The organism is Paraburkholderia sp. BCC1884 (assembly GCF_900996225.1).
Taxonomy (GTDB): Bacteria; Pseudomonadota; Gammaproteobacteria; order Burkholderiales; family Burkholderiaceae; genus Paraburkholderia.
In genome coordinates this window covers 121,430-142,523 of the sequence record NZ_CAAJGL010000145.1, presented here as the reverse complement: position 1 = coordinate 142,523, position 21,094 = coordinate 121,430, and the positions used below count along the sequence as shown (strand labels likewise).

22 protein-coding genes are annotated in these 21,094 nt (G+C 64.7%); 9 read left to right on the top strand and 13 right to left on the bottom strand.

From position 1 onward, the window contains the following. Nucleotides 1-80: 80 nt before the first annotated feature. From FQ705_RS31630 to FQ705_RS31595, 8 genes are all read right to left on the bottom strand, one after another. Nucleotides 81-665, bottom strand: coding sequence for a copper-binding protein (locus FQ705_RS31630; protein WP_144148568.1), 585 nt, complete (start codon nt 663-665; stop codon nt 81-83). A 355-nt stretch (nt 666-1,020) separates the two neighbouring features. Continuing rightward, nucleotides 1,021-2,223: a 3-oxoadipyl-CoA thiolase gene (gene pcaF, locus FQ705_RS31625; RefSeq protein ID WP_144148566.1), complete on the bottom strand. Its 1,203-nt coding sequence runs from the start codon at nt 2,221-2,223 to the stop codon at nt 1,021-1,023. A gap of 382 nt (nt 2,224-2,605) precedes the next feature. Continuing rightward, entirely contained in the window at nt 2,606-3,586 is a 981-nt protein-coding gene (denD, locus tag FQ705_RS31620) for a D-erythronate dehydrogenase (RefSeq protein ID WP_144148564.1), read from the bottom strand. A gap of 15 nt (nt 3,587-3,601) precedes the next feature. Beyond that, nucleotides 3,602-4,390 (bottom strand): 2-oxo-tetronate isomerase, encoded by a 789-nt coding sequence (gene otnI / locus FQ705_RS31615; protein ID WP_144148563.1) that lies wholly within the window; start codon nt 4,388-4,390, stop codon nt 3,602-3,604. Nucleotides 4,391-4,476: 86 nt separating this feature from the next. Next, nucleotides 4,477-5,139, bottom strand: a complete 663-nt coding sequence (locus tag FQ705_RS31610; RefSeq protein ID WP_144148561.1) for an aldolase — start codon at nt 5,137-5,139, stop codon at nt 4,477-4,479. Further along, nucleotides 5,136-6,458 carry a 3-oxo-tetronate kinase gene (gene otnK, locus FQ705_RS31605; protein ID WP_144148559.1) on the bottom strand — a complete coding sequence of 441 codons (1,323 nt, stop codon included), beginning with the start codon at nt 6,456-6,458 and terminating at the stop codon, nt 5,136-5,138. Before otnK ends, FQ705_RS31610 begins: the two co-directional genes overlap by 4 nt. A gap of 8 nt (nt 6,459-6,466) precedes the next feature. Further along, nucleotides 6,467-7,363, bottom strand: a complete 897-nt coding sequence (ltnD, locus tag FQ705_RS31600) for an L-threonate dehydrogenase (protein WP_144148557.1) — start codon at nt 7,361-7,363, stop codon at nt 6,467-6,469. A 73-nt stretch (nt 7,364-7,436) separates the two neighbouring features. Further along, nucleotides 7,437-8,141, bottom strand: a complete 705-nt coding sequence (locus FQ705_RS31595; RefSeq protein ID WP_144148555.1) for a FadR/GntR family transcriptional regulator — start codon at nt 8,139-8,141, stop codon at nt 7,437-7,439. A 215-nt stretch (nt 8,142-8,356) separates the two neighbouring features. Between FQ705_RS31595 and FQ705_RS31590 the strand changes: the two genes are divergently transcribed. Continuing rightward, complete coding sequence (locus FQ705_RS31590) at nt 8,357-9,181, top strand: IclR family transcriptional regulator (RefSeq protein ID WP_144148553.1); 825 nt, start codon at nt 8,357-8,359, stop codon at nt 9,179-9,181. Between the two features lie 63 nt (nt 9,182-9,244). Here FQ705_RS31590 and FQ705_RS31585 read toward each other — a convergent pair whose 3' ends face one another. Together FQ705_RS31585 and FQ705_RS31580 are read right to left on the bottom strand one after the other, a co-directional pair. Further along, nucleotides 9,245-10,552 (bottom strand): MFS transporter, encoded by a 1,308-nt coding sequence (locus FQ705_RS31585; RefSeq protein WP_144148551.1) that lies wholly within the window; start codon nt 10,550-10,552, stop codon nt 9,245-9,247. 81 nt (nt 10,553-10,633) lie between these two features. Then, nucleotides 10,634-11,824, bottom strand: coding sequence for a M20 aminoacylase family protein (locus FQ705_RS31580; protein WP_144148549.1), 1,191 nt, complete (start codon nt 11,822-11,824; stop codon nt 10,634-10,636). Between the two features lie 134 nt (nt 11,825-11,958). On the opposite strand from FQ705_RS31580, the gene FQ705_RS31575 reads away from it, so the two are divergent. After that, nucleotides 11,959-12,864, top strand: coding sequence for a LysR family transcriptional regulator (locus tag FQ705_RS31575; RefSeq protein ID WP_144148547.1), 906 nt, complete (start codon nt 11,959-11,961; stop codon nt 12,862-12,864). Nucleotides 12,865-12,884: 20 nt separating this feature from the next. Here the strand turns inward: FQ705_RS31575 and phnN are convergent, their stop codons facing one another. From phnN to phnF, 3 genes are read right to left on the bottom strand one after another with little or no spacing between them, the layout of a single operon-like run. After that, the gene (gene phnN, locus FQ705_RS31570; RefSeq protein WP_144148926.1) at nt 12,885-13,436 is read right to left on the bottom strand and encodes a phosphonate metabolism protein/1,5-bisphosphokinase (PRPP-forming) PhnN; all 552 of its coding nucleotides are present in this window, start codon (nt 13,434-13,436) and stop codon (nt 12,885-12,887) included. A gap of 2 nt (nt 13,437-13,438) precedes the next feature. Further along, a complete protein-coding gene (locus FQ705_RS31565; RefSeq protein ID WP_144148545.1) occupies nt 13,439-14,161 on the bottom strand; it encodes a DUF1045 domain-containing protein in 723 nt (240 codons plus the stop codon). Continuing rightward, nucleotides 14,158-14,916, bottom strand: a complete 759-nt coding sequence (gene phnF / locus FQ705_RS31560; protein WP_144148543.1) for a phosphonate metabolism transcriptional regulator PhnF — start codon at nt 14,914-14,916, stop codon at nt 14,158-14,160. The genes FQ705_RS31565 and phnF overlap by 4 nt, the downstream gene beginning before the upstream one ends. 182 nt (nt 14,917-15,098) lie before the next feature. Between phnF and phnG the strand changes: the two genes are divergently transcribed. The 7 genes from phnG to FQ705_RS31525 all read left to right on the top strand — a co-directional run bounded on the left by phnG (nt 15,099) and on the right by FQ705_RS31525 (nt 21,072). Further along, nucleotides 15,099-15,593: a phosphonate C-P lyase system protein PhnG gene (gene phnG, locus FQ705_RS31555; protein WP_144148541.1), complete on the top strand. Its 495-nt coding sequence runs from the start codon at nt 15,099-15,101 to the stop codon at nt 15,591-15,593. Further along, the gene (phnH, locus tag FQ705_RS31550) at nt 15,593-16,204 is read left to right on the top strand and encodes a phosphonate C-P lyase system protein PhnH (RefSeq protein ID WP_144148539.1); all 612 of its coding nucleotides are present in this window, start codon (nt 15,593-15,595) and stop codon (nt 16,202-16,204) included. The genes phnG and phnH overlap by 1 nt, the downstream gene beginning before the upstream one ends. Continuing rightward, nucleotides 16,204-17,352, top strand: a complete 1,149-nt coding sequence (locus FQ705_RS31545; RefSeq protein WP_144148537.1) for a carbon-phosphorus lyase complex subunit PhnI — start codon at nt 16,204-16,206, stop codon at nt 17,350-17,352. The genes phnH and FQ705_RS31545 overlap by 1 nt, the downstream gene beginning before the upstream one ends. After that, entirely contained in the window at nt 17,349-18,281 is a 933-nt protein-coding gene (locus FQ705_RS31540) for an alpha-D-ribose 1-methylphosphonate 5-phosphate C-P-lyase PhnJ (RefSeq protein ID WP_144148535.1), read from the top strand. The genes FQ705_RS31545 and FQ705_RS31540 overlap by 4 nt, the downstream gene beginning before the upstream one ends. After that, nucleotides 18,278-19,048, top strand: a complete 771-nt coding sequence (phnK, locus tag FQ705_RS31535) for a phosphonate C-P lyase system protein PhnK (RefSeq protein ID WP_144148533.1) — start codon at nt 18,278-18,280, stop codon at nt 19,046-19,048. The genes FQ705_RS31540 and phnK overlap by 4 nt, the downstream gene beginning before the upstream one ends. A 9-nt stretch (nt 19,049-19,057) precedes the next feature. Continuing rightward, a complete protein-coding gene (gene phnL / locus FQ705_RS31530) occupies nt 19,058-19,822 on the top strand; it encodes a phosphonate C-P lyase system protein PhnL (RefSeq protein ID WP_144148531.1) in 765 nt (254 codons plus the stop codon). Nucleotides 19,823-19,938: 116 nt separating this feature from the next. Continuing rightward, nucleotides 19,939-21,072 (top strand): alpha-D-ribose 1-methylphosphonate 5-triphosphate diphosphatase, encoded by a 1,134-nt coding sequence (locus tag FQ705_RS31525; protein ID WP_144148529.1) that lies wholly within the window; start codon nt 19,939-19,941, stop codon nt 21,070-21,072. The last annotated feature ends 22 nt before the right edge of the window (nt 21,073-21,094 follow it).

The window sequence follows — 21,094 nt, the reverse complement described above, 5'->3', positions numbered from 1 at the left end:
GTGCGTTAGTGCGTTACTGCTGGGCGAAATCCGGTGAAAGCGCGAAGGCCTGGCCTTCGCGCTGTGCCAACGCAGCTTCGTTACTGCGCTGCCGCTTGCGGCGTAACCTGCACCGCAGCCGCCGACACGAACACCGCATGAATGGTGTCGCCCACCTTGACGTCTTTCAGATCGACGTCGGGACCTACTTCGAGCGTTTGCGTTTGATACGCGCCGCGCAAGGTAACGAGACGATGCTTGCGATCGATCTTCTGCACGGTGGCGAGCACCTCGATCTGACGCGCCGATTCGAAACCGCCCGAGGCCGGGGCATACACCTGCGTATCGACGCGCTTGCGAATGCCCTTGTCTTTGCCCGTGACCCTATCGGCCTTCACCAGCAGCGCGTTCTTGTAGAGCACGTCGACCCGGTCGCCCACCTTCAGCTGATCGAAACCGGCCACCTGCTGGCTGACCAGCACGACCACCGCATTGCCGCCCGGCCCTTTGAGCGTGAGCGTGCGGCTGCCCGGATCGATACCGACGATCTCCGCCTTCACGTGCACCGGCTGCACCGCGCCGACGACGCCTTGCGCGGCGCTTGCCAGCGTATCTTGCGCCCACACCGGCTGAGCCGCGGCGAACGCCGCTATGACCAACGCTGCTCCAATCGTCGCTGCCTTCATTTGCATTCTCCTTGGAAATGGATCGATCTGGCATGCCGGCGATCTGAAACCACGGAATGCCGGTTTTCTACGCCATGAATGGCTGACTCTTCAGGATGAAAATGTGAACAGATACGGCGCGAACGATTGTACATGCCAGACGAGGTGCTGCGATCGTTTGGAATGCAGAGCGACATCGGCGCATATTGAACGGCAACGCGTTATATGCGCCAGGCATTAAATGCCCTATCGCAAGAAAATCGCATACGCATTGGCAGTTTCTGGTTATTTCAAATAGTCACGGCGAGAAATGAAACAGCCCCTCCGCGCAAGCGAAGGGGCTGTTCATCAAACCAGTCGGGAAGCGATTACGTCATTACACGCGTTCAATGGCGATCGCGATGCCCTGGCCGACGCCGATACACATCGTGCACAGCGCAAAGCGACCTTGTGTGCGCTGCAGTTGATACATCGCGGTGGTCACGAGGCGCGCGCCGCTCATGCCGAGCGGATGGCCGAGCGCAATCGCGCCGCCGTTCGGATTGACGCGTGGGTCGTCGTCGCCGAGACCGAGGGTGCGCAGCACCGCGATGCCTTGCGAGGCGAAGGCCTCGTTCAGTTCGATCACGTCGAACTGGTCGATGGTCATGTTCAGACGCGCCAGCAGTTTCTGCGTGGCGGGCGCCGGGCCCATGCCCATCACGCGCGGCGCAACGCCGGCCGTGGCCATGCCCAGCACGCGCGCGCGCGGCGTGAGGCCGAAGCGCTTCGCACTTTCCTCGTTGGCGAGCAGCAAGGCGGCTGCGCCATCGTTCACGCCGGACGCGTTGCCCGCAGTCACGGTGCCGTCCGCACGCACCACGCCCTTCAGTTTGGCCAGCGCTTCGAGGCTCGTTTCACGCGGATGTTCGTCTTGCAAGACGGTGATCGGATCGCCCTTCTTCTGTGCAATCGTCACGCCGACGATTTCCTGAGCCAGCGTGCCGTCACGTTGCGCACGCGCCGCTTTCTGCTGACTGCGCAGCGCGAACGCGTCCTGATCTTCACGGCTGATCTTATAGTCGGTCGCGACGTTTTCGCCGGTCTCCGGCATCGAATCGACGCCGTACATCTGCTTCATCAACGGGTTGACGAAACGCCAGCCGATCGTCGTGTCGTAGATGTCGGCCTGCCGCGAAAACGCGCTGGTGGCCTTGCCCATCACGAACGGCGCGCGGCTCATGCTCTCCACGCCGCCCGCCAGCATCAGCGAAGTCTCGCCCGACTTGATGGCGCGCGCCGCGATACCCACGGCGTCCATCCCCGAACCGCACAGGCGGTTCACCGTCGAGCCCGGCACGCCCTGCGGCAAGCCGGCCAGCAGCAGCGACATACGCGCCACGTTGCGGTTGTCGTCGCCAGCCTGGTTCGCGCAGCCGTAGATCACGTCGTCGATCGCGCTCCAGTCGACGTCCTTGTTGCGCGCCATCAGCGCCTGGAGCGGCACCGCGCCCAGATCGTCGGCGCGAACCGAGGACAACGAACCCGCATAGCGGCCGATGGGGGTGCGAATCGCGTCGCACAGAAATGCTTCGGTCATGTGATGTCTCCAGTTGATGTGCTGCGTGCGCCACGCCGCTAACCTGCCGAACCGGTGGCGCGAGCCGGATGCGCTGAAGCGTCGGCCCGGCAAGCGCGGTGGGATCGGCCGGGCGGCGACCGTCGCCTCGAAGCAGCCTGGCGCAAGATAGCTGCGGCAATGAAGGCAGGATTACGCTCATTTGTTCTTTATACGAACACACGGTCATATATCGAACAACTAGGCCGATAATAGGCGCGGGTCGGAAACCCTGTCAAGCGATCCCACGCCCTTACCAGGGTATCCATGCAGGCCGTCGCGTGTCGTGCGAGGTTTGAGCGCGGCCGTCGCATGGCGCGGCAGGAACGGCTTCGATGCGCCATCACGTGGGCGTTCGTGCGTTTCAGCGAGGCTGGATAGGTTCATCCGCGAGATAGGCGCGGATCACGTCGGCGAATTCGCGCTCGCCGCTCAAGCCCAACTGTTCGGCACGCGACGTATCCCACCGCCCTGGCCAGCTGCCGACGATCTTTTCGACGCGCGCATCCGGCTCCCACACGATGCGCGCCGCGACTTCATCGCCTGCGACCTCGCGCAGCGCGGCGACCATTTCGTCGACGCTGACTGAAATGCCCGGCAGATTCAGCACGCGCTGGTTGCCGAGCGCGGCGTCATCCAGTTCGAGGCCGGCGATCAGGCTCTCGATCGCCTTGCGTGGCGACAGCAGCCACAAGCGCGTCGAGCCCGCCACCGGACACACCGCCGTCTCGCCGTTCAGCGGCTCGCGGATGATCCCGCTCGCAAACGACGACGCCGCCGCATTCGGCTTGCCCGGCCGCACGCTGATCGTGGGTAGTCGCAGCACGCGGCCGTCGACGAAACCTCGTCGCGCATAATCGTTGAGCAGCAATTCGGCGATCGCCTTCTGCGTGCCATACGACGATTGCGGATTCAGCGCCGTGTCGTTCTGCACGACCTCGGGCAAGTCGCCGCCATACACCGCCACCGAACTCGTGAACAGCACGCGCGGACGATGCCCGCGCTGCCGGCATGTTTCGAGCAGCAAACGCGACGCATCCAGATTGATGCGCATGCCCAGATCGAAGTCCGCCTCGGCCTGCCCGCTGACGATTGCAGCCAGATGGAAGATCGCCGACGTCTGGTCGTCGATCGCCCGTTCGAGCACGCTACGCTCGGCGATGTCGCCCACTTCCGTGCGTACGCGGCTGTCGCCGAGATCGTCGGCACGGACGACGTCGAGCAACACCAGTTCGGTGATCGCTTGCGGTGCGCCTCGTGCATCCTTTAGCGAACCGCGCGCCAGCAATTCGCGCGCAAGACGTTGACCGAGAAATCCCGCGCCGCCCGTTACGAGTACTTTCATGATGGATGCCCCTGATTAGCGCTCAGCATTCAGATACGGCCCGAGCCAGCCGAGCCCCGCCGACGTCGCGGCGCGCGGCCGGTATTCGCAGCCGATGAAACCGTCATAACCGAGCGAGTCGATCAGATCGAACAGATACGGATAGTTCAATTCGCCGATATCCGGTTCATGCCGTTCCGGCACGCCCGCGATCTGAATGTGGCCGATGCCGGCCATATCGCGTTTGAGCTTCACTGCCAGATCGCCTTCGACGATCTGGCAGTGATAGCAATCGAACTGCACCTTGAGATTCGGCGCGCCCACTTCCGCGCAAATCGCCTGCGCGTCGTCCTGGCGGTTCAGAAAAAAACCCGGTATATCGCGCGTATTGATCGGTTCGATCACTACCATGAGACCGTCGGCTTGCGCGGCCTTCGCGGCATAGTCGAGATTGCGCAGATAGACCTCGCGATGTTTCGCGCGCGGCTGATTTGCGCCGATCAAGCCGGCCATCACATGCAGCTTGCGGTTGCCGATCACGCGTGCGTAGTCGAGCGCGGTGTCGACGCTGCGGCGAAATTCGTCCTCGCGGCCGGGCAACGAGGCGATACCGCGCTCGCCCGCCGCCCAGTCGCCAGGCGGCGCATTGAAAAGCGCTTGCGTCAAACCGTTCGCGTCGAGGCGCGCCTTGATTTCGCCGGCGCGGAAGTCGTAAGGAAACAGAAACTCTACCGCCTTGAAGCCGTCTTTCGCCGCGGCGGCGAAACGGTCGAGGAAGGCGTGCTCGTTGTACATCATCGTCAGGTTGGCGGCAAAACGTGGCATGGCATCAGTTCCCTGGATTCGATCGGGTTCGGTTGGAGTCGGCGCACGGCAAGATCACACGCCGCGCGCGGATGTAGGGTTTGCAGCTACCAGCGCGCGTTGAACACGGCGCGCAGTTCATCGAGCGCGGCTTCATCGAGCGGGGCGGGACGCGGATGGGTCATCAGCCACAGACGTGCGGTCTCTTCCAGCTCTTCGAGCGCGTAGCAGGCCTGGGCCACCGAACGCTCCCATACCACCGGCCCCAGGCGTTCGAGCAACACTGCGCGCACCGAACTGGCGAGCCCGGCGATCTCGGCGGCGACCTCCGGGTCACCGGGACGCCGGTAACGAATCAACGGGACGTGGCCGACTTTCATCACGTAGTACGGCGTGATCGGCGGCAGCACGTCCTGTTCGCTCCACACCCCGGCGAGCGTCAACGCGACCAGATGCGTCGAATGCGTATGGACGATGCCGCGCGCCTCGCTATTGCCGGCGTAGATACCGCGATGGAGTGCCAGCGTTTTCGACGGCTTGCTGCCCGACACCGGATTGCCGTCGAAATCGACTTTGGCGATATCGGCGGGATCGAGCCGGCCGAGACAGGCATCGGTCGGCGTGATGAGCCAGCCGTCGTCCAGCCGCGCGCTGATGTTGCCCGCGCTGCCCACCGCGTAACCGCGTTCATGGAGACTCGCGCCGCTCGCGCAGATTTCTTCGCGCACGCGCGCTTCGTCGCTCGTGTGGAGAGCCGGTGCAATGGTCATGAAGCCGCTCCGTCGAGATGGCGCAAGGCTTTTTCAAAGAAGTCGGTCGAACCGAAGTTGCCGGACTTCAAGGCGAGCGCGAGCGGTTCGGCGCCCGAGGTCGCGGTCGCCGGGACGCCCGGATCGATCTGCGCGCCGATGCGCAGCATGCGCACGTCGAGCGCCTGAACGACCGCACCTGAGGTCTCGCCGCCCGCCACCACGAACTTGCGCACGCCGCGTTCGCGCAAGCCTCGCGCGATCGACGCCAGAGTGGCCTCCACCAGATGCCCGGCCTGGTCGACGCCGAGTTCGCTCTGCACGGCCTTGACTTCGTCAGGCGTCGCGGTGGCGTAGATCAACACGGGTTGCGCAGCGCGTAAGTGATCCTGCGCGAAAGCGAGCGCCTGCTCGACCACCGGCTCGCCGCGCGCCACCGCCAGGGGATCGATCCGGAACGCCGGCCTTGTTTCGCGCCAGGCCGCCACCTGTGCGTTGGTCGCTTTCGAAGCGCTTCCCGCCAGCACCGCCGACAACCCCTCGACACGCGGTAAGCGTGCAGCGTCGGCCTGCCCGGACAACAAACCGGCGCGGCGGAAGTTACCGGGCAAGCCGAGCGCCACGCCCGAGCCGCCTGTCACCAGCGTGAGGTCGGCGCAGGCTTCGCCGAGCACGTAGAGGTCGGCGTCGGAGAGCGCATCGGCGATTGCCATGCGCACACCCTCTGCGCGCAGCGCCTCGCAGGCTGCGCGCACCGCCGCCGCGCCCCTGGCCACCGCGTCGTAACGCAGCAGGCCGACTTTCGATGCGCTCTGCCGCTGCAGCACGCGCACGAGGTTCGCGTCGCGCATCGGCGTGAGCGGATGGTTCTCCATGCCCGATTCGTTCAACAGCGCATCGCCGACAAACAGATGGCCGCGATAGATCGTGCGTCCGTTCTCGGGAAACGCCGGGCAGGCAATCGTGAAAGCTTGCGCGCCATCTCCTGTGCCGGCATCGGCGGACAAGGCATCGAGCAACGCATCCGCGACCGGACCGATATTGCCGGCGTCGGTCGAATCGAACGTCGAGCAGTATTTGAAGAAGAATTGCCGGCAACCTTGTGCGCGTAACCACTCAAGGGCGGCGAGCGATTGCGCGACGGCGTCGGCGGCGGGAATCGTGCGCGACTTCAATGCGACGACCAGCGCGTCCGCTTCGAGCGCTTCGTTCGACGCGGGCACGCCGATAGTTTGCACGGTGCGCATGCCGCCGCGCACCAGCATGTTGGCGAGATCGGTGGCGCCGGTGAAGTCGTCGGCGATGCAGCCCAGCAGCGCGCGTCCATTCGATATGCTCATCACCATCCCTATGCCTGGTTCGAAGCCGGCAAATCGATGCCGGGGAAAATCTTGATCACCGCAGCGTCGTCCTCGCCGCCATGCCCCGCCGTGGACGCCATCATGAACATCTGATGCGCGGCCGCCGACAAGGGCAGCGGGAATTTCGAACGACGCGCGGTATCGAGCACGAGGCCGAGGTCCTTCACGAAGATATCGACCGCGGACAGCGGCGTGTAGTCCGCCTTGAGGATGTGCGGCACGCGGTTCTCGAACATCCACGAATTGCCCGCACTGTGCGTGATGACCTCGTACAGCGCATCCGGATCGACGCCTTCGCGCAGACCGAGGGCCATCGCCTCGGCGGCCACGGCAATATGCACGCCCGCCAGCAACTGGTTGATGATCTTCACCTTCGACCCCGCACCGTGCCCGGCGCCCAGGCGATAGACCTTACCCGCCATCGCGGCCAGCACGTCCTCGCAGGCGGCATAGGCGGCGGCGGGGCCGGAGGTCATCATCGTCATTTCAGCCGATGCCGCGCGCGCCGCGCCGCCGGAGACCGGCGCATCGAGCATCTGCAAACCGGCGGCCTCGACACGTCGGCCGAGTTCGATCGCGAAGTCCGGCGCGACCGTCGCGCTGGCGATCACCACGCTGCCGGGCTTCATCGCCGCGACCGCGCCCTGTTCGCCGAACAGCACGGCCTCGGTCTGCGCCGCGTTGACGACCAGCGTCACCACCACGTCGCATTGCGCGCCGAGTTCCGCCGGCGTTGCGCAGCCGATGCCGCCCGCTGCCGCGAAGGCTTGCAGGATTTCGCTGCGCAGATCGCACGCATGCACCTGAAAACCCGCGCGCAACAGCGAACGGGCGACGCCCATCCCCATTGCTCCGAGACCGATCACGCCGACGTTGCTCGCCATATCTGACCTCTTAAGGTTGATTAGCCGGAACGCCTCGTTGCAAGCGCTTCGCCCCGGCTCGATGCCATCCGGCTCAGACAATCCCTGCTTCCGCGAGCCGCCGCGCCGCGTTGTTCATATGCGTGCTCGCTGCCTCGCGCGCCGCCGCCGGGTCGCCCGCGCGGATCGCCGCGACGATCGCCGCGTGCTCGTCGCGCACCTGGCGCGAAAAATCCTCCCGCAACGCCTCGTTGCGCCGGGTCACCAGGGTGCCGGCTTCAAGGTATTGATTGAGGAATGTGAGTGTCTTGAGGAAATACGGATTGCCAGTGGCCGCGGCGATGACACGATGAAACGCGACGTCTTCGGCGACACCGTCCTCGCCGTGCGCCGCCGCTGCGTCGATCCTCGCGAGGGCGGCGTCGATCGCCGTCATGTCGGCGGCGCTGCGCCGCAGCGCCGCTTCCGACGCGACTTCGGCCTCGATGGCCCGCCGCAGCGCGAGAATCTGCAGCACGGAGCCCGCTTCGGCCACGTCCGCGTAATCGATCCGCAGCGGCCGGATCGCGCCGTGCGCGGCGATGAATACGCCGCTGCCCTGGCGCGGCTCGACTACGCCCTCGTTCTTCAGACGTGAAATCGCCTCGCGGATCACCGTGCGGCTGACCCCGAACTGCTGCGCGAGGACCGCCTCGGTCGGCAATTTGCCGCCGCGCTCGAAGGTGCCTTTGTCGATCTGCTTGAGGAGTTGCTGGGCCACGGTGTCGCTCAACGCCCGAGCCGGGATCTTTTCAAACATGCGTGCCTCGGTGGGACGTCAGCGAATCATGTTGTCGGGTCATCATACAAATTTGGCAGATGGCCGGCATCCATGCTAACCCTGATTTTTTTGAGCAAACGCCGCAAAGTTGGCGAAACAGAAGGCTTGAGCTATCGTCACGCCTTTAGCGCATCGCGCCGGGCGAACACGCGCGAGCGTCGTCCGTTGCCTCCTCGAACGCACTTTCAAGGTCCATGAGCAAAGCCCTGCCGCCGTCTTCCGCCGCTCCCGTCAGCGACGAAACCGCCCCGGAGAAACCGGGCGATTCGTATGTGCAGTCGTTCGCACGCGGCCTTGCGGTCATTCGCGCGTTCGACGCCACGCGCCCCGAACAGACACTGACCGATGTCGCCGCCGCTACCGGGCTCACCCGCGCCGGCGCGCGCCGCATTCTGTTGACCTTGCAGACGCTCGGCTACGTGGAAGCCGAAGGCCGCCTGTTCCGCCTCACGCCGAAGATTCTCGACCTCGGCTTCGCCTATCTGACTTCGATGCCGTTCTGGAACCTCGCCGAGCCGGTGATGGAACAGTTGTCGGCCGAGGTGCACGAAAGCTGCTCGGCGGCCGTGCTCGATCGCACCGAGATCGTCTACGTGCTGCGCGTGCCGACCCATAAGATCATGACGATCAACCTGTCGATCGGCAGTCGCTTGCCGGCGTATTGCACGTCGATGGGCCGCGTGCTGTTGTCGGCGCTCGACGACGAAACGCTCGAAGCGACCCTCAGTTCGGCTCCGCTCTATGCGCATACCGCGCGCACCGTGACCGACAAGGAGGAGTTGAAGAAGGTGATCGCGCAAGTGCGTCGCCAGGGCTGGGCGATCGTCGATCAGGAACTGGAGGGCGGGCTGATCTCGCTGTCCGCGCCGATCCGCAATCGTCAGGGGCGCGTGATCGCCGCGATGAACATCAGCGGCAATGCGCAGCGCAATTCAGCCAAACAGATGGTGAAGGCATTTCTCGAGCCGCTGCAAAACGCGGCGCAAACCGTGTCGGAGATGGTGGCGCGACGCGGATAAGCGATAACGGGCGTCCGGCGATGACGGCGCCCGCTTCGCGCACTTTCCTGCAAGTCGGATCGTTCAATCTATCGGCTTATCCGCCGTTTCCTTCAGCATCGACACCGCGATCAGCGACACCACCACGCACGTCGCTACATAGCCGGCCGGCGCCAGCTTGCTGCCGGTCAGCTTGATAAGCCATGTCGCGACCAGTTGCGCCGTCCCGCCGAACAGGCACACGCTCAATGCATAGGCGATCGAAATACCGGTGGCACGCACGCGCCGCGGAAACGACTCGCACATCAAGGCGAACTCCGACGCCGAGCCCATCGAATAGAACAACAGCATCAGCGCAGTCAGCGACATGATCACGGGCAACTGCGGAAAGCGGTTGATCAGCACGAAGGCCGGAAACAGCAGCAGCACCAGCACGCCGCGCCCGAACAGAATCGGCCGCTTGCGGCTACCGATACGATCCGACAGCATGCCGAACAGCGGGCACGTCACCAGCATGACGAAGCCCGAGGCGACGCCGACCAGCATCGACAGCGACATCGGCAGGCCGAGCGTGTGGATCGCGTAGGTCGGCATGTAAAAGGTCAGGATGTAGGTGGACACCGTGCCGCCCATCACCGTCAGTGTGATCAGCAGCAAGGTGCGCAGATGCTGCGTAAAGAGCTCATGCAGCACGCCGCGTTCGATGGCATGGCTGTGTGCACTGGAGGCGTCGTCGGCGAGACGGCGGCGCAGGTACATGCCGACCGGCGCGATCAATACGCCGATCAGAAACGGAATGCGCCAGCCCCAGCTTTCCAGCGACTCCTTCGGCAACGCGGCCGACAATGCAGCGGCGATGCCCGACCCCATCAATGCCGCGCCACCTTGAGTCGCCAGTTGCCAGCTCGCGCGAAAACCGCGTCGTGTGCCGCCGCCCTGTTCCAGCAGCGTGGATGTGGCCGCGCCGAACTCACCGCCTTGCGAGAAGCCCTGAACGAGCCGCGCGAGCACGATCAGCAGCGGCGCCGCGAGGCCGATCTGCGCATAGGTCGGCACGATGGCGATCAGCCCCGTGCTCGCCGCCATCAGCATGATGGTCAGATTGAGCGCGGCCTTGCGCCCCTTGCGGTCCGCGTAGACGCCGAGCATCACACTGCCGAGCGGCCGCGTGATGAAACCCGCCGCGAAAGTCGCCACCGACAACAGCAACGACGTCGTCGCATCCGCCGAAGGAAAATACAGCTTGCCGATGATCACGGCAAAAAAACCGTACACGGTGAAATCGAAGAACTCGAGCCAGTTGCCGATCACCGCGGCGGCAATCGCGCCGCGGCTGGTGGTTCGGGCGACGGCGGCGGCGTGGCTCGCATCGGCATCGGTCGTGGCGTTCATGGCGGGTCTTCCTCGTCGTTATGATTGTCCGGCAGCGGTTCGTCACCAGGGCTCGTGGCGACTGCTAGCGCCCCGGTAAGCTCATTGCCCCAGATAACGCTCCACCAGCCGCGTCCAGAATGCCGCGCCGACCGGCAGATTGCGGTCGTTGAAGTCGTAATGCGGGTTGTGCACCATGCAGCCGTCCTCGCCCGCGCCGTTGCCGATCCGCAGGAACGTGCCCGGTCGCTTCTGCAGCATGAACGCAAAGTCCTCGCTGCCCATCAGGATGTCGGTTTGCGCGACCACCTTGTCGTCGCCGACCAGTTCGCGCGCCACGTCCACCGCGAAGTCGGTTTCGGCATCCGAGTTGACTACCACCGGATAGCCTTCGATGTACTCCACCACCGCCTTGCCGCCATAGCTCGCGGCCTGGCTTTCGGCGAGTTCGGTAATGCGCTTCTTCAGCAGGGCGCGCACTTCGGGGCTGAACGAACGCACGCTCAGCTCGAGTTTCGCGCTGCTCGAAATCACGTTATTAGCGGTGCCCGCGTGCATCGAGCCGACCGTCACGACCGCCGGTTGCGACGGATCGACGTTACGCGCGACGATCGTCTGCAAGGCCATCACGATGCTGGCCGCCACCACCACCGGATCGACCGTCAGATGCGGACGCGCCGCGTGGCCGCCGACGCCTTCGATCGTGATGATCGCCTTGTCGCCCGCCGACATGAACGGTCCCTTGCGGAACAGCAGCACGCCAGGCTCCGCGCCGGGATGGTTGTGCACGCCGAACACGGCGTCGCACGGAAAGCGCTCGAACAGGCCGTCGTTGATCATCTTCATGGCGCCGCTATCGATGCCGCTCTCTTCGGCCGGCTGGAAATACAGATGCACCGTGCCCGAAAAATTACGCGTGGCCGCGAGTCGTTGCGCGGCGCCGAGCAGCATGGTCGTGTGGCCGTCGTGGCCGCAAGCATGCATCTTGCCGTGCGTGCCGCTCGCATACGGCAGGCCGGTCTGCTCGATGATCGGCAAGGCGTCCATGTCGGCGCGAATGCCGATGCTGCGTTGGCCGTCGCCTACTTTGAGCGTACCCACCACGCCGGTTTTGCCCACGCCGCGCGTGACCTGCCAGCCCCACTGCTCGAGTTTTTCGGCGACCAGCGCGCCGGTTTGCACTTCCTCGTAGGCCAGTTCCGGATGGTGATGGATGTGATGGCGAATCTCGCGCAGGCTGTCGGCGGCAGGCGCCAGGTCGGACACTTCGGTGAAACGCGCGGCTTCGCTCATCTTGATTGGCTCCATGGATTCGGACCGCATGAAAATGCGGCAAACAGACGAGCACTATAGCTACGCCGTTTTGTTCGAATAAGATGCTGTTTTTTTCACCCCGATTAACAATCGTTATATACGGGATTACCCTCATGAAGCTGCAGCAGTTGCAGGCGTTCGTCGCCGCCGCCCATCATCGCAGCCTACGCGCGGCCGCGCGCGAACTCGGCGTGACGCAACCGGCCGTCACGCATACGATCCGTGAGCTCGAAAGCGCGCTGAATGCGGAGTTGATGGTGCGCAGCGTACGCGGCATCGAATTGACGGCGTGCGGCCTCGCGCTGCTGCCGCGCGCCGAGCAGTTGCTCGGCGACATGCGGCGCACGGTCGAAGCTGTGGAACAGGTGAAGGGAGAACTGGCCGGCAAGGTCAGCGTCGGCACCATGCCGTCGATCGCGCTCACGGCGTTGCCGCATGCGGTGTCGAAGTTTCGTCGCGTGATGCCGCTGGTGAATCTGCATCTGGAAGAGGTGACGATACCGGACGCGGTGGCACGCTTGCGCAACGGCGCGCTGGATATCGCGGCGATTCATCACGTGCAGGCACTCGACAGCGATCTGGTGCAAGCGCCGCTTTATTCGACGCAATTCGTCGTCGCAATGCGGGCGGGGCATCCGCTGGCGAACGTCACGCGCCTGCATGAGTTGCTCGACGCCGAGTGGATCGTGACCGTGGGCGCGGATCACTTCCCGCACAGCGTGATGATGGCGATGTTCAACGCCCACGGCTTGCCGGTGCCGAAGCGGTTGGTGCGCGCGCCCTCGTCGTTCGCGGTGACGCTCGGGCTGGTGTCGCAAACCGATGTGATCGGCTGCTTCACGAGGCCGCTTGCGCAAATGGTTGCGCCGCTCGGCATACGCGTGGCGCAGATCGAAGAGGCGCTGCCGAACTACGATCTCAGCATCATTTCGCGGCGCGATCTGCTGCCCACGCCCGCCGTGCTGCAGTTCGTGGCGTGCCTGCAGGAAGCGACCCGGGAGCGGATGAGCGCCGCCTGACCCGACCAGCCGGGCGCGGGTCAAACATTGGCTTCTGCCTTCAGAAACGCGATCAATGCGTGGCCGGCGTCATCGAGCAAACCGGAGTTGTCGATCGTCGTGCAGCGAACGCCCTCGGGCAACGAAAACGGTGCGCGCCGTGCGAGCCGCGCCGCGACCTGCTCCGCCGATTCGCGTGCCCGCGCGCCGAGACGCGCTTCGAGAATATGCGGTGCGGCGTCCACGTGCACGACTTCCGTGTTGGGATAACGCTGCAACGTATGCTGCAAATGCTGACGCGAACCGTTGACGACCACGGTGCAACCGCGCGCGAGCCATGCATCGAGTTCGATGCCGATGCCGTAATGCAACGAGTGACTGGCCCATTGCAGCGCGAACAGTCCGAGCACGGAGCGCGCGGCGAATTCCTCGACACTCAGCGCGACGTGCTCTTCGCCGTTACCGCTCGGGCGCGTGATGTAGCGATGCGCGAACAGAATCGGCTCGCCCATCAGATGCCGCCGCGCAAACACCAGCAAGGAATCCTTGCCCGCGCCGGACGGCCCCATTACATAGATCAACCGGCCTGCCATGCTCATTGCACCTCATCGGTCTTGAAGGACACGCGCTGCCAGAGCACGAACGGCTCGCCCGGCGCCGGCTCGACGAAGAGCGCGGCGTGATCGATTGCGAGCGGCCCGAGCGCGGGAGTGTGCGCCTGCCACCAGGCAACCAGTAGCGCACGCTCCTCAGCGTCAGCGAGCGAGCTGGATAGCGTCATGTGAAAGCGGAACTCATCGAACACGTACGGATAGCCCCATTCGATCAGCAACGCGCGTTGCCGTTCGCTCAGTGGCGCGGCAAGCCGACGCGCGAGATCGGCGGCGGCGGGTTTCGCACGCAACGTGTCGAGGCTTTGCAAGGCACTCGTGGCGACGGCGCGAATGGCCGCTTCACCCTGTGCGTCGGCGGGACGCAGCGCGACGAAATCGCCGAGCGTGGCGGCTTCCACCGGCAAGGCAAAAGCGCTTTGCCGGATCGCCCATGTGTGCGTTGCGTGCAGCAAGTCGTCTTGCGTCACGCTGTCGGCGAGACGGAACGGCGCGACCAGCGTGCCGTGCCAACCATAGCGGCGCGGCGCTTCGGTCAATTCGTTCAACGGACGTAACAGCCCCGGCGGCTGCGGCGCCGTACAGCGCTCGCCGCTCTGCGCATCGCGCCCGAGCCATGCCGAGCCAGCGCGCCACCATGCCGACTCACGCGATGGCGCGTAATACACCGCAAAGCGCGCCGCGTCGTCCCATTGCACGCCGCTCACAGGTCGTGCTCCACCAGCAACTGCACGCGATCCGCCGCGAAATGCGTGAAGCCGTATTTCACCGGTGTGCCTTGCAGATCGACATCGACGTTTTCGACCCACAGCACCGGCTGCTGACGGTTGATATTCAGACGCCGTGCGACTTCCGGTTCGGGCAGCACGCTGCCGATCCGGCTCCACTTGCGCAGATAATCGGTCACCCCCAGTTCGGCCATCGCCTTGGTGACGCCGCCGGTACGCTCCACCACTTCCGGCAGGTTCGCGAAACGCGCGGCGGGATACCAGTTGCGAGCGAACGTCAGCGGCACGCCATCGGATTCATGCATCGTCTCGATCCGGTAAACCGAGGCACCGGCGCGCAGAGCGAGCGCCTTCGCGACATTCGGCTCGGCCTTGACCCGAGCGGCCGACAACATCATGCCCGCCGCCGGTTGCTGTTGCCGGCGCAAGTTTTCTGTAAAGCGCGTGCGACGCCCAATCGAGTAGTCGATCGCGCCGGGCTGCACGAAGGTGCCGCGCCCCTGCTCGACGCTGACGAGGCCCAACGCCGCCAGGCCCAGCATGGCCCGGCGCACAGTGTGGCGGTTCACGTCGAAACGTTTGGCCAGTTCGCCCTCGCTCGGCAAGCGCCCCTCCTCGCCGAAACCGCTGGCGGCGATCTCCGCCGCCAGGATCTGCTCGATCTGCCGCCAGACGGCAACGCCCGCGCCGCGTTCGAGCAGAGTGCCCGGCGTCGCGTTGTCGTTCGATGTCATGGTGCTGTCATTCCTTTGGGTTCAAATTCTCGCTATGACGTGCATTGTAGTGCGCGAGCCGTGATGGAAATGTGAAACGGCGCCATGCGCAGCAACGCTCGACAAGCATACCTTTAAACGTCTAGACGTTTAGATGAATAGATGCTCAAATGTCTACTCGCTGGATCAACCGGGAAACCTCGATGAGTGCCTCTTCCGCCTCGCCTTCCTCTGCCCCGGCGTCATCGGCCCGGCGTGCATGGATGGCCGTGCTGGCCCGCACGTCGCGCGCCGACCTCGAAGCCGCGCTCGAACGCGCACTGCGCGGCCTGCCCGCTCCGGCCTATGACTGGCTGCGCCCGCCTGAAATCGGCCTCGCGATGGTGCGCGGCCGTGTCGGCGGCAGCGGCGACCCGTTCAATCTCGGCGAAGCCACCGTCACCCGCGCCACCTTGCGCCTGCGAGCTGCGGGTGAGGCGGCCGCGGTCGGCGTGGCCTGTCATCTGGGCCGCGATCGCCGCCGCGCCGAACTCGCTGCGTTGGTAGATGCACTGCTGCAAATACCCGAGCATCACGCGGCTTTGCATCAGCAGTTGATCGAACCGTTTGCCGCGCAGCAAGCCGTGCAACGCGACGCGCAACGTCAGGACGCGGCAGCCACGCGCGTCGAATTCTTCACGATGGTCCGGGGCGACTGATGGAAAACTCGCAGATTGCATTGTCTACATTGACACCGGGTTTCGCAGACCCGGTCCACGATACGCAGGCGGTCTTTCGCACACTGCTCGACACGCTGTCGCGGCCGGGCACGGTCGGCACGATCGAAAACCTGTTGCCCGACGTGCGGGCCACGCGTGCGGACCTCGCGGCCTTTGCCGCGCTGCTGGCGCTGTGCGACTACGCCACGCCGGTCTGGCTCGCACAGCCCGACGCGGCGCTCGGCTCGGCGGTGCGCTTTCATACGGGTGCGCCGCTCGTCGATGAACCGGGCGAGGCTGCTTTCGGCTACATCCACGATGCCGGCGCCATGCCCTCGCTGGACAGCTTCTCGCTAGGAATCGCCGAATCGCCCGAGCAAGCCGTGACGCTGCTGATCCGCGTCGAAGCCTTCACGGGTGGCGCGCCGATCGTCCTGAGTGGCCCCGGCATCCAGCACAGCACGACGATCGCGCCGGTTGGTCTGCCGCCGGGTTTCTGGCGCGAACGCGCTGCTCTCGCGCCGCTCTTCCCGTGCGGCATCGACTGTTACCTGGTGTGCGGCGCCGAATTGATCGGCCTGCCCCGCACCACTGACGCAAAGGTGAACTGATGTACGTTGCCGTCAAGGGTGGAGAACGCGCGATCGAAGCGTCGTGGCGCCTGCTCGACAAAGCACGCCGCGGCGACACGCGGCTGGCCGAACTGAGCGTCGCGCAGATTCGCGAACAATTGCGCCTCGCGGTCGCGCGCGTCATGACCGAAGGCTCGGTCTACGACGAGGAACTCGCTGCGCTCGCAATCAAACAGGCCGCCGGCGATCTGGTCGAAGCGATCTTCCTGCTGCGCGCGTATCGCACCACGTTGCCGCGTTTCGGCTATACGCAACCGATCGATACGGAAGCCATGCAAGTGGAGCGCCGCATCTCGGCGACGTTCAAGGACGTGCCCGGCGGCCAGTTGCTCGGCGCGACTTACGATTACACGCAACGTCTGCTGGATTTTGCATTGCTCGCGGAAGGCCACGGCGACAGCGAAGCAACAACGCCCAGCGCCAGATCGAGCCAGTCCGGCGCACCCGAAGCCGAAGCCATGCCGCGCGTGGTGAGCCTGCTCGACAAGGAAGGTTTGATCGAACAGGAACGTCCTACGCCGATCGCATCCGAGCCCGGCGATCTGTCGCGTGAACCGCTCGCGTTTCCCGCGAGTCGCGCCACGCGTTTGCAAAATCTCGCACGCGGCGACGAAGGCTTTCTGCTGGCGATGGGCTACGCGACGCAACGCGGTTACGCGCACTCGCATCCGTTCGCCGGTGAGATCCGCTTCGGCACCATCGCGGTCGAAATGGAACTCGACGAGCTGGGCGAGACAGTCGAAATCGGCGATATCGACATGACCGAATGCCAGATGATCAACCAGTTCGCCGGCAGCGGCGCGGTGCCGCCGACCTTCACGCAAGGCTACGGCCTTGCGTTTGGTCACTCGGAGCGTAAAGCGATGGCGATGGCGCTGGTCGATCGTGCGCTGCGTGCCGAGGAACTCGGCGAGACGCTCGCCTCGCCGACCCAGGACATCGAATTCATGCTCTCGCATAGCGACAACGTGGAAGCGTCCGGCTTCGTGCAGCATCTGAAGTTGCCCCACTACGTCGACTTTCAGTCCGAACTCGAACTCGTGCGGCGTCTGCGCGCGCAACACGTCGTTCAGGCTGCGCAGCGCGACGCGGACCAGGACAACGATCAGCAGGAGCAGGCAGCATGAACGCGCCCGACCTTTCCCTCAACACCGCCTCGTACGACAGCGCCGCCGACGGCTACAACTTCGCGTACCTCGACGAGCAAACCAAACGCATGCTGCGCCGCGCGCTGCTGAAAGCGGTGGCCGTGCCGGGTTATCAAGTGCCGTTCGCCTCGCGCGAAATGCCGCTGCCGTTCGGCTGGGGCACAGGCGGAATTCAGGTGACCTCCGCGATCATCGGCAAAAGCGACACGCTGAAAGTGATCGATCAGGGCTCCGACGAAACTACCAACGCGGTCAACATCCGCCGCTTCTTCGCGCGCACCACCGGCGTGGCCACCACGCGCCGCACGGTCGACGCGACGATCATCCAGACGCGTCACCGCATTCCCGAAACCCCGCTCACCGACAGGCAGATTCTGGTGTACCAGGTGCCGATGCCGGAACCGTTGTATCGACTGGAACCGCGCGCCACCGAATGCAAGAAGCTGCACGCGCTCGCCGATTACGGTTTGATCAGCGTGAAGCTGTATGAAGACATCGTCCATCACGGCAGCATCGCCACGACTTACGATTATCCGGTGATCGTCAATCATCGCTATCTGGCGTCGCCCTCGCCGATCCCGAAGTTCGACAATCCGAAGATGCACATGAACGCCGCATTGCAGTTGTTCGGCGCGGGCCGCGAGCGGCGCATTCACGCGATTCCGCCGTACACGCATGTGCGCAGTCTCGACTTCGACGACCACCCTTTCGAAATACAGAAGTGGGAACACGCCTGTGCGTTGTGCGGCTCGACCGAAAGCTTCCTCGACGAAATGATCGTCGACGACGCGGGCACACGCATGTACGTCTGTTCGGATAGCGACTACTGCCACGAACGTCGCGGCGATGACGAGGACCTGAAACTCGCGAAACCGTCGCCCACAGCAAGCCAGGGAGAATCCGTATGACGCCGCTGTTGAGCGCCCGCTCGCTCACCAAACAATACGGCGGCCGTAACGGCTGCAGGAACGTCAGCTTCGATCTTTACCCGGGCGAGGTGCTGTGCATCGTCGGCGAATCGGGTTCGGGCAAGACCACGCTGCTCAATACGCTTGCCTTGAAAAACGAAGCCGACAGCGGCTCGCTGCATTACACCACCACGCATGGCGACATGCTCGATCTGCTGGCCTTGTCCGAACCGCGCCGCCGTTTGCTGATGCGTACCGAATGGGGTTTCGTGCAGCAGAATCCGCGCGACGGCCTGCGCAGCGGCGTGTCCGCCGGCGCGAATATCGGCGAACCGCTGATGGCCGTCGGCGCGCGCCACTATGGCGATATCCGCAGCGTGGCCACGCAGTGGATGGAGCGCGTCGAGCTGGACGCCTCGCGCATCGACGAATTTCCTTCGGCGTTTTCGGGCGGCATGCAACAACGCTTGCAGATTGCGCGCAATCTCGTCACCGGTCCGCGGCTCGTCTTTATGGACGAGCCCACCGCCGGTCTCGACGTTTCCGTGCAGGCGCGTTTGCTCGATCTGTTGCGCACGCTGACGTCCACGCTGCATCTGTCGGTACTGATCGTCACGCACGATATCGGTGTGGCGCGTCTGCTCGCGCATCGGCTGATGGTCATGCAAGGCGGCGAAGTGGTCGAGGCGGGTCTCACGGACCAGGTGCTCGACGATCCCCAGCACCCGTACACCCAAACGCTGGTTTCCTCGGTTCTGCCGGTTTGAGGCTCACACATGCGATCCATTGAAACAAACCGTTCATCGCACGACGCCACGCGTGTGTTCCTCGACAATCCGGCCCTGATGCTGCGCGCGGTCGAGATCCGCAAGACCTTTACGCTGCACGGCCAGGGCGGCGTGCAGATCGAAGCGCTCGCAGGCGTCTCGCTCGACGTGGAGTGCGGCGAGTGTGTCGTGCTGGTCGGGCCGTCCGGCGCGGGCAAGAGCACGCTGCTGCGCTGCCTGTACGGCAACTACCTGGCCAGCACGGGCTCGATCGAGATTCGCGACGTGGCCTCCGACGGGCAAGCCGTGTCGATCACCGGCGCCGAACCGCACGACGTGCTGCGTTTGCGCCGTGGCGTGGTCGGTTACGTGAGCCAGTTTCTGCGCGTGATTCCACGCGTACCGACGCTTACGCTGGTCGCCGAGCCCCTGCTGTCGCGCGGCGTGATCGAAGACGAAGCGCATGAACGCGCTGCCGCGCTGCTGGCCCGCCTGAATGTGCCGGAGCGCCTCTGGACGCTCGCGCCCGCCACGTTTTCCGGCGGCGAACAACAGCGCGTGAACATCGCGCGCGGCCTGATCGCGGAGCATCCGCTGTTGCTGCTCGACGAACCGACCGCCTCGCTCGACGCGGAGAACCGCGATGTGGTGGCCGATCTGATCGTCGAGGCCCGCCAGCGGGGGGCTGCGATCGTCGGCATTTTTCACGACGAAGATACGCGCAACAAGGTCGCCACGCGCCGCCTTGAACTGAAGCCGCCGCTGCGTCACTGAGCAAAGCGAAACCGCACTACACTGATGTCAGGCGCGCATGGCATGCGCTGATAAAACGCCCGGCTCAGGTACAGCCAGCAGCAACCTTCAAGTCTGACTGACTACGGAGCAAGTCGATGTTGATCAGGAACGCTCGCGTTGTGACGCGAGACGAAGTATTCACCGGTACGGTTCGCGTCGAAGACGGCGTGATCCGCGATATCGAGCGCGGCACGACCTCCGCGCGCGATGCGGAAGATTGGGACGGCGACTATTTGTTGCCCGGTCTGATCGAACTGCACACGGACAATCTCGAGAAGCATCTGGCGCCGCGTCCCGGCGTGCAGTGGAATACCGACGCCGCCTTCGTGATTCACGACGCCCAGGTAGCCGCCGCCGGCATCACCACCGTATTCGACGCGCTCGCCATCGGCTCGCGCTCGAATGTCGGACTGCGCGGCCGCGACGTGCAAACGCAATGCGCCGCATCGCTCACGCGTTTCTCCGAGCGCAAGCTGCTGCGCGCCGAACACTTTCTGCATCTGCGCTGCGAGATTGCCACCGCCGACGTGGTCGAGCTATTCGACACGCTGTGCTCGCATCCGTTGCTGCGCCTCGCCTCGGTGATGGATCACACGCCCGGTCAACGCCAGTGGCACGACCGCGAGCAATGGCGCCGCTTCCAGGAGCGCAACGGCAAACTGAGCGATGAACACGTTGCCACCGCGCTGGTGGAACTGTCGGTCGAGCAGGAGCGTTATGCCGATGCGCATCGCAAAGCGATCGTCACACGCTGCAAGGAACTCGGCATTCCGGTGGCGAGCCACGACGACACACTGGTCGAACACGTCGAACAGGCCAAGGCCGAGGGTATCGTGCTCGCCGAATTCCCGACCACCCGCGTGGCTGCCGAGGCCGCGCGCGAGCATGGCATTTCCACCATCATGGGCGCGCCGAACATCGTGCGCGGCGGCTCGCACTCGGGCAACGTGTCGGCGCTCGAACTGGCGAAGGCGGATCTGCTGGATATTCTGTCGTCGGATTACGTGCCGTCGAGTCTGATGACCGCCGTATTCGAACTCGTCGACAAAGCCGGCTGGACCCTGCCGCGCGCGATGGCGACGGTCTCCGCCGAGCCGGCGCGCACGGCCGGCCTGCATGATCGCGGCGCGATCGAAATTGGTTTGCGCGCGGATTTCGTGCGCGTGACGATGATGGACAAACTACCGGTGCCGCGCGCAACGTATCGCGCCGGAGCACGGATCGTTTAAGCGCTTTCCCGTCAGCGGAGGG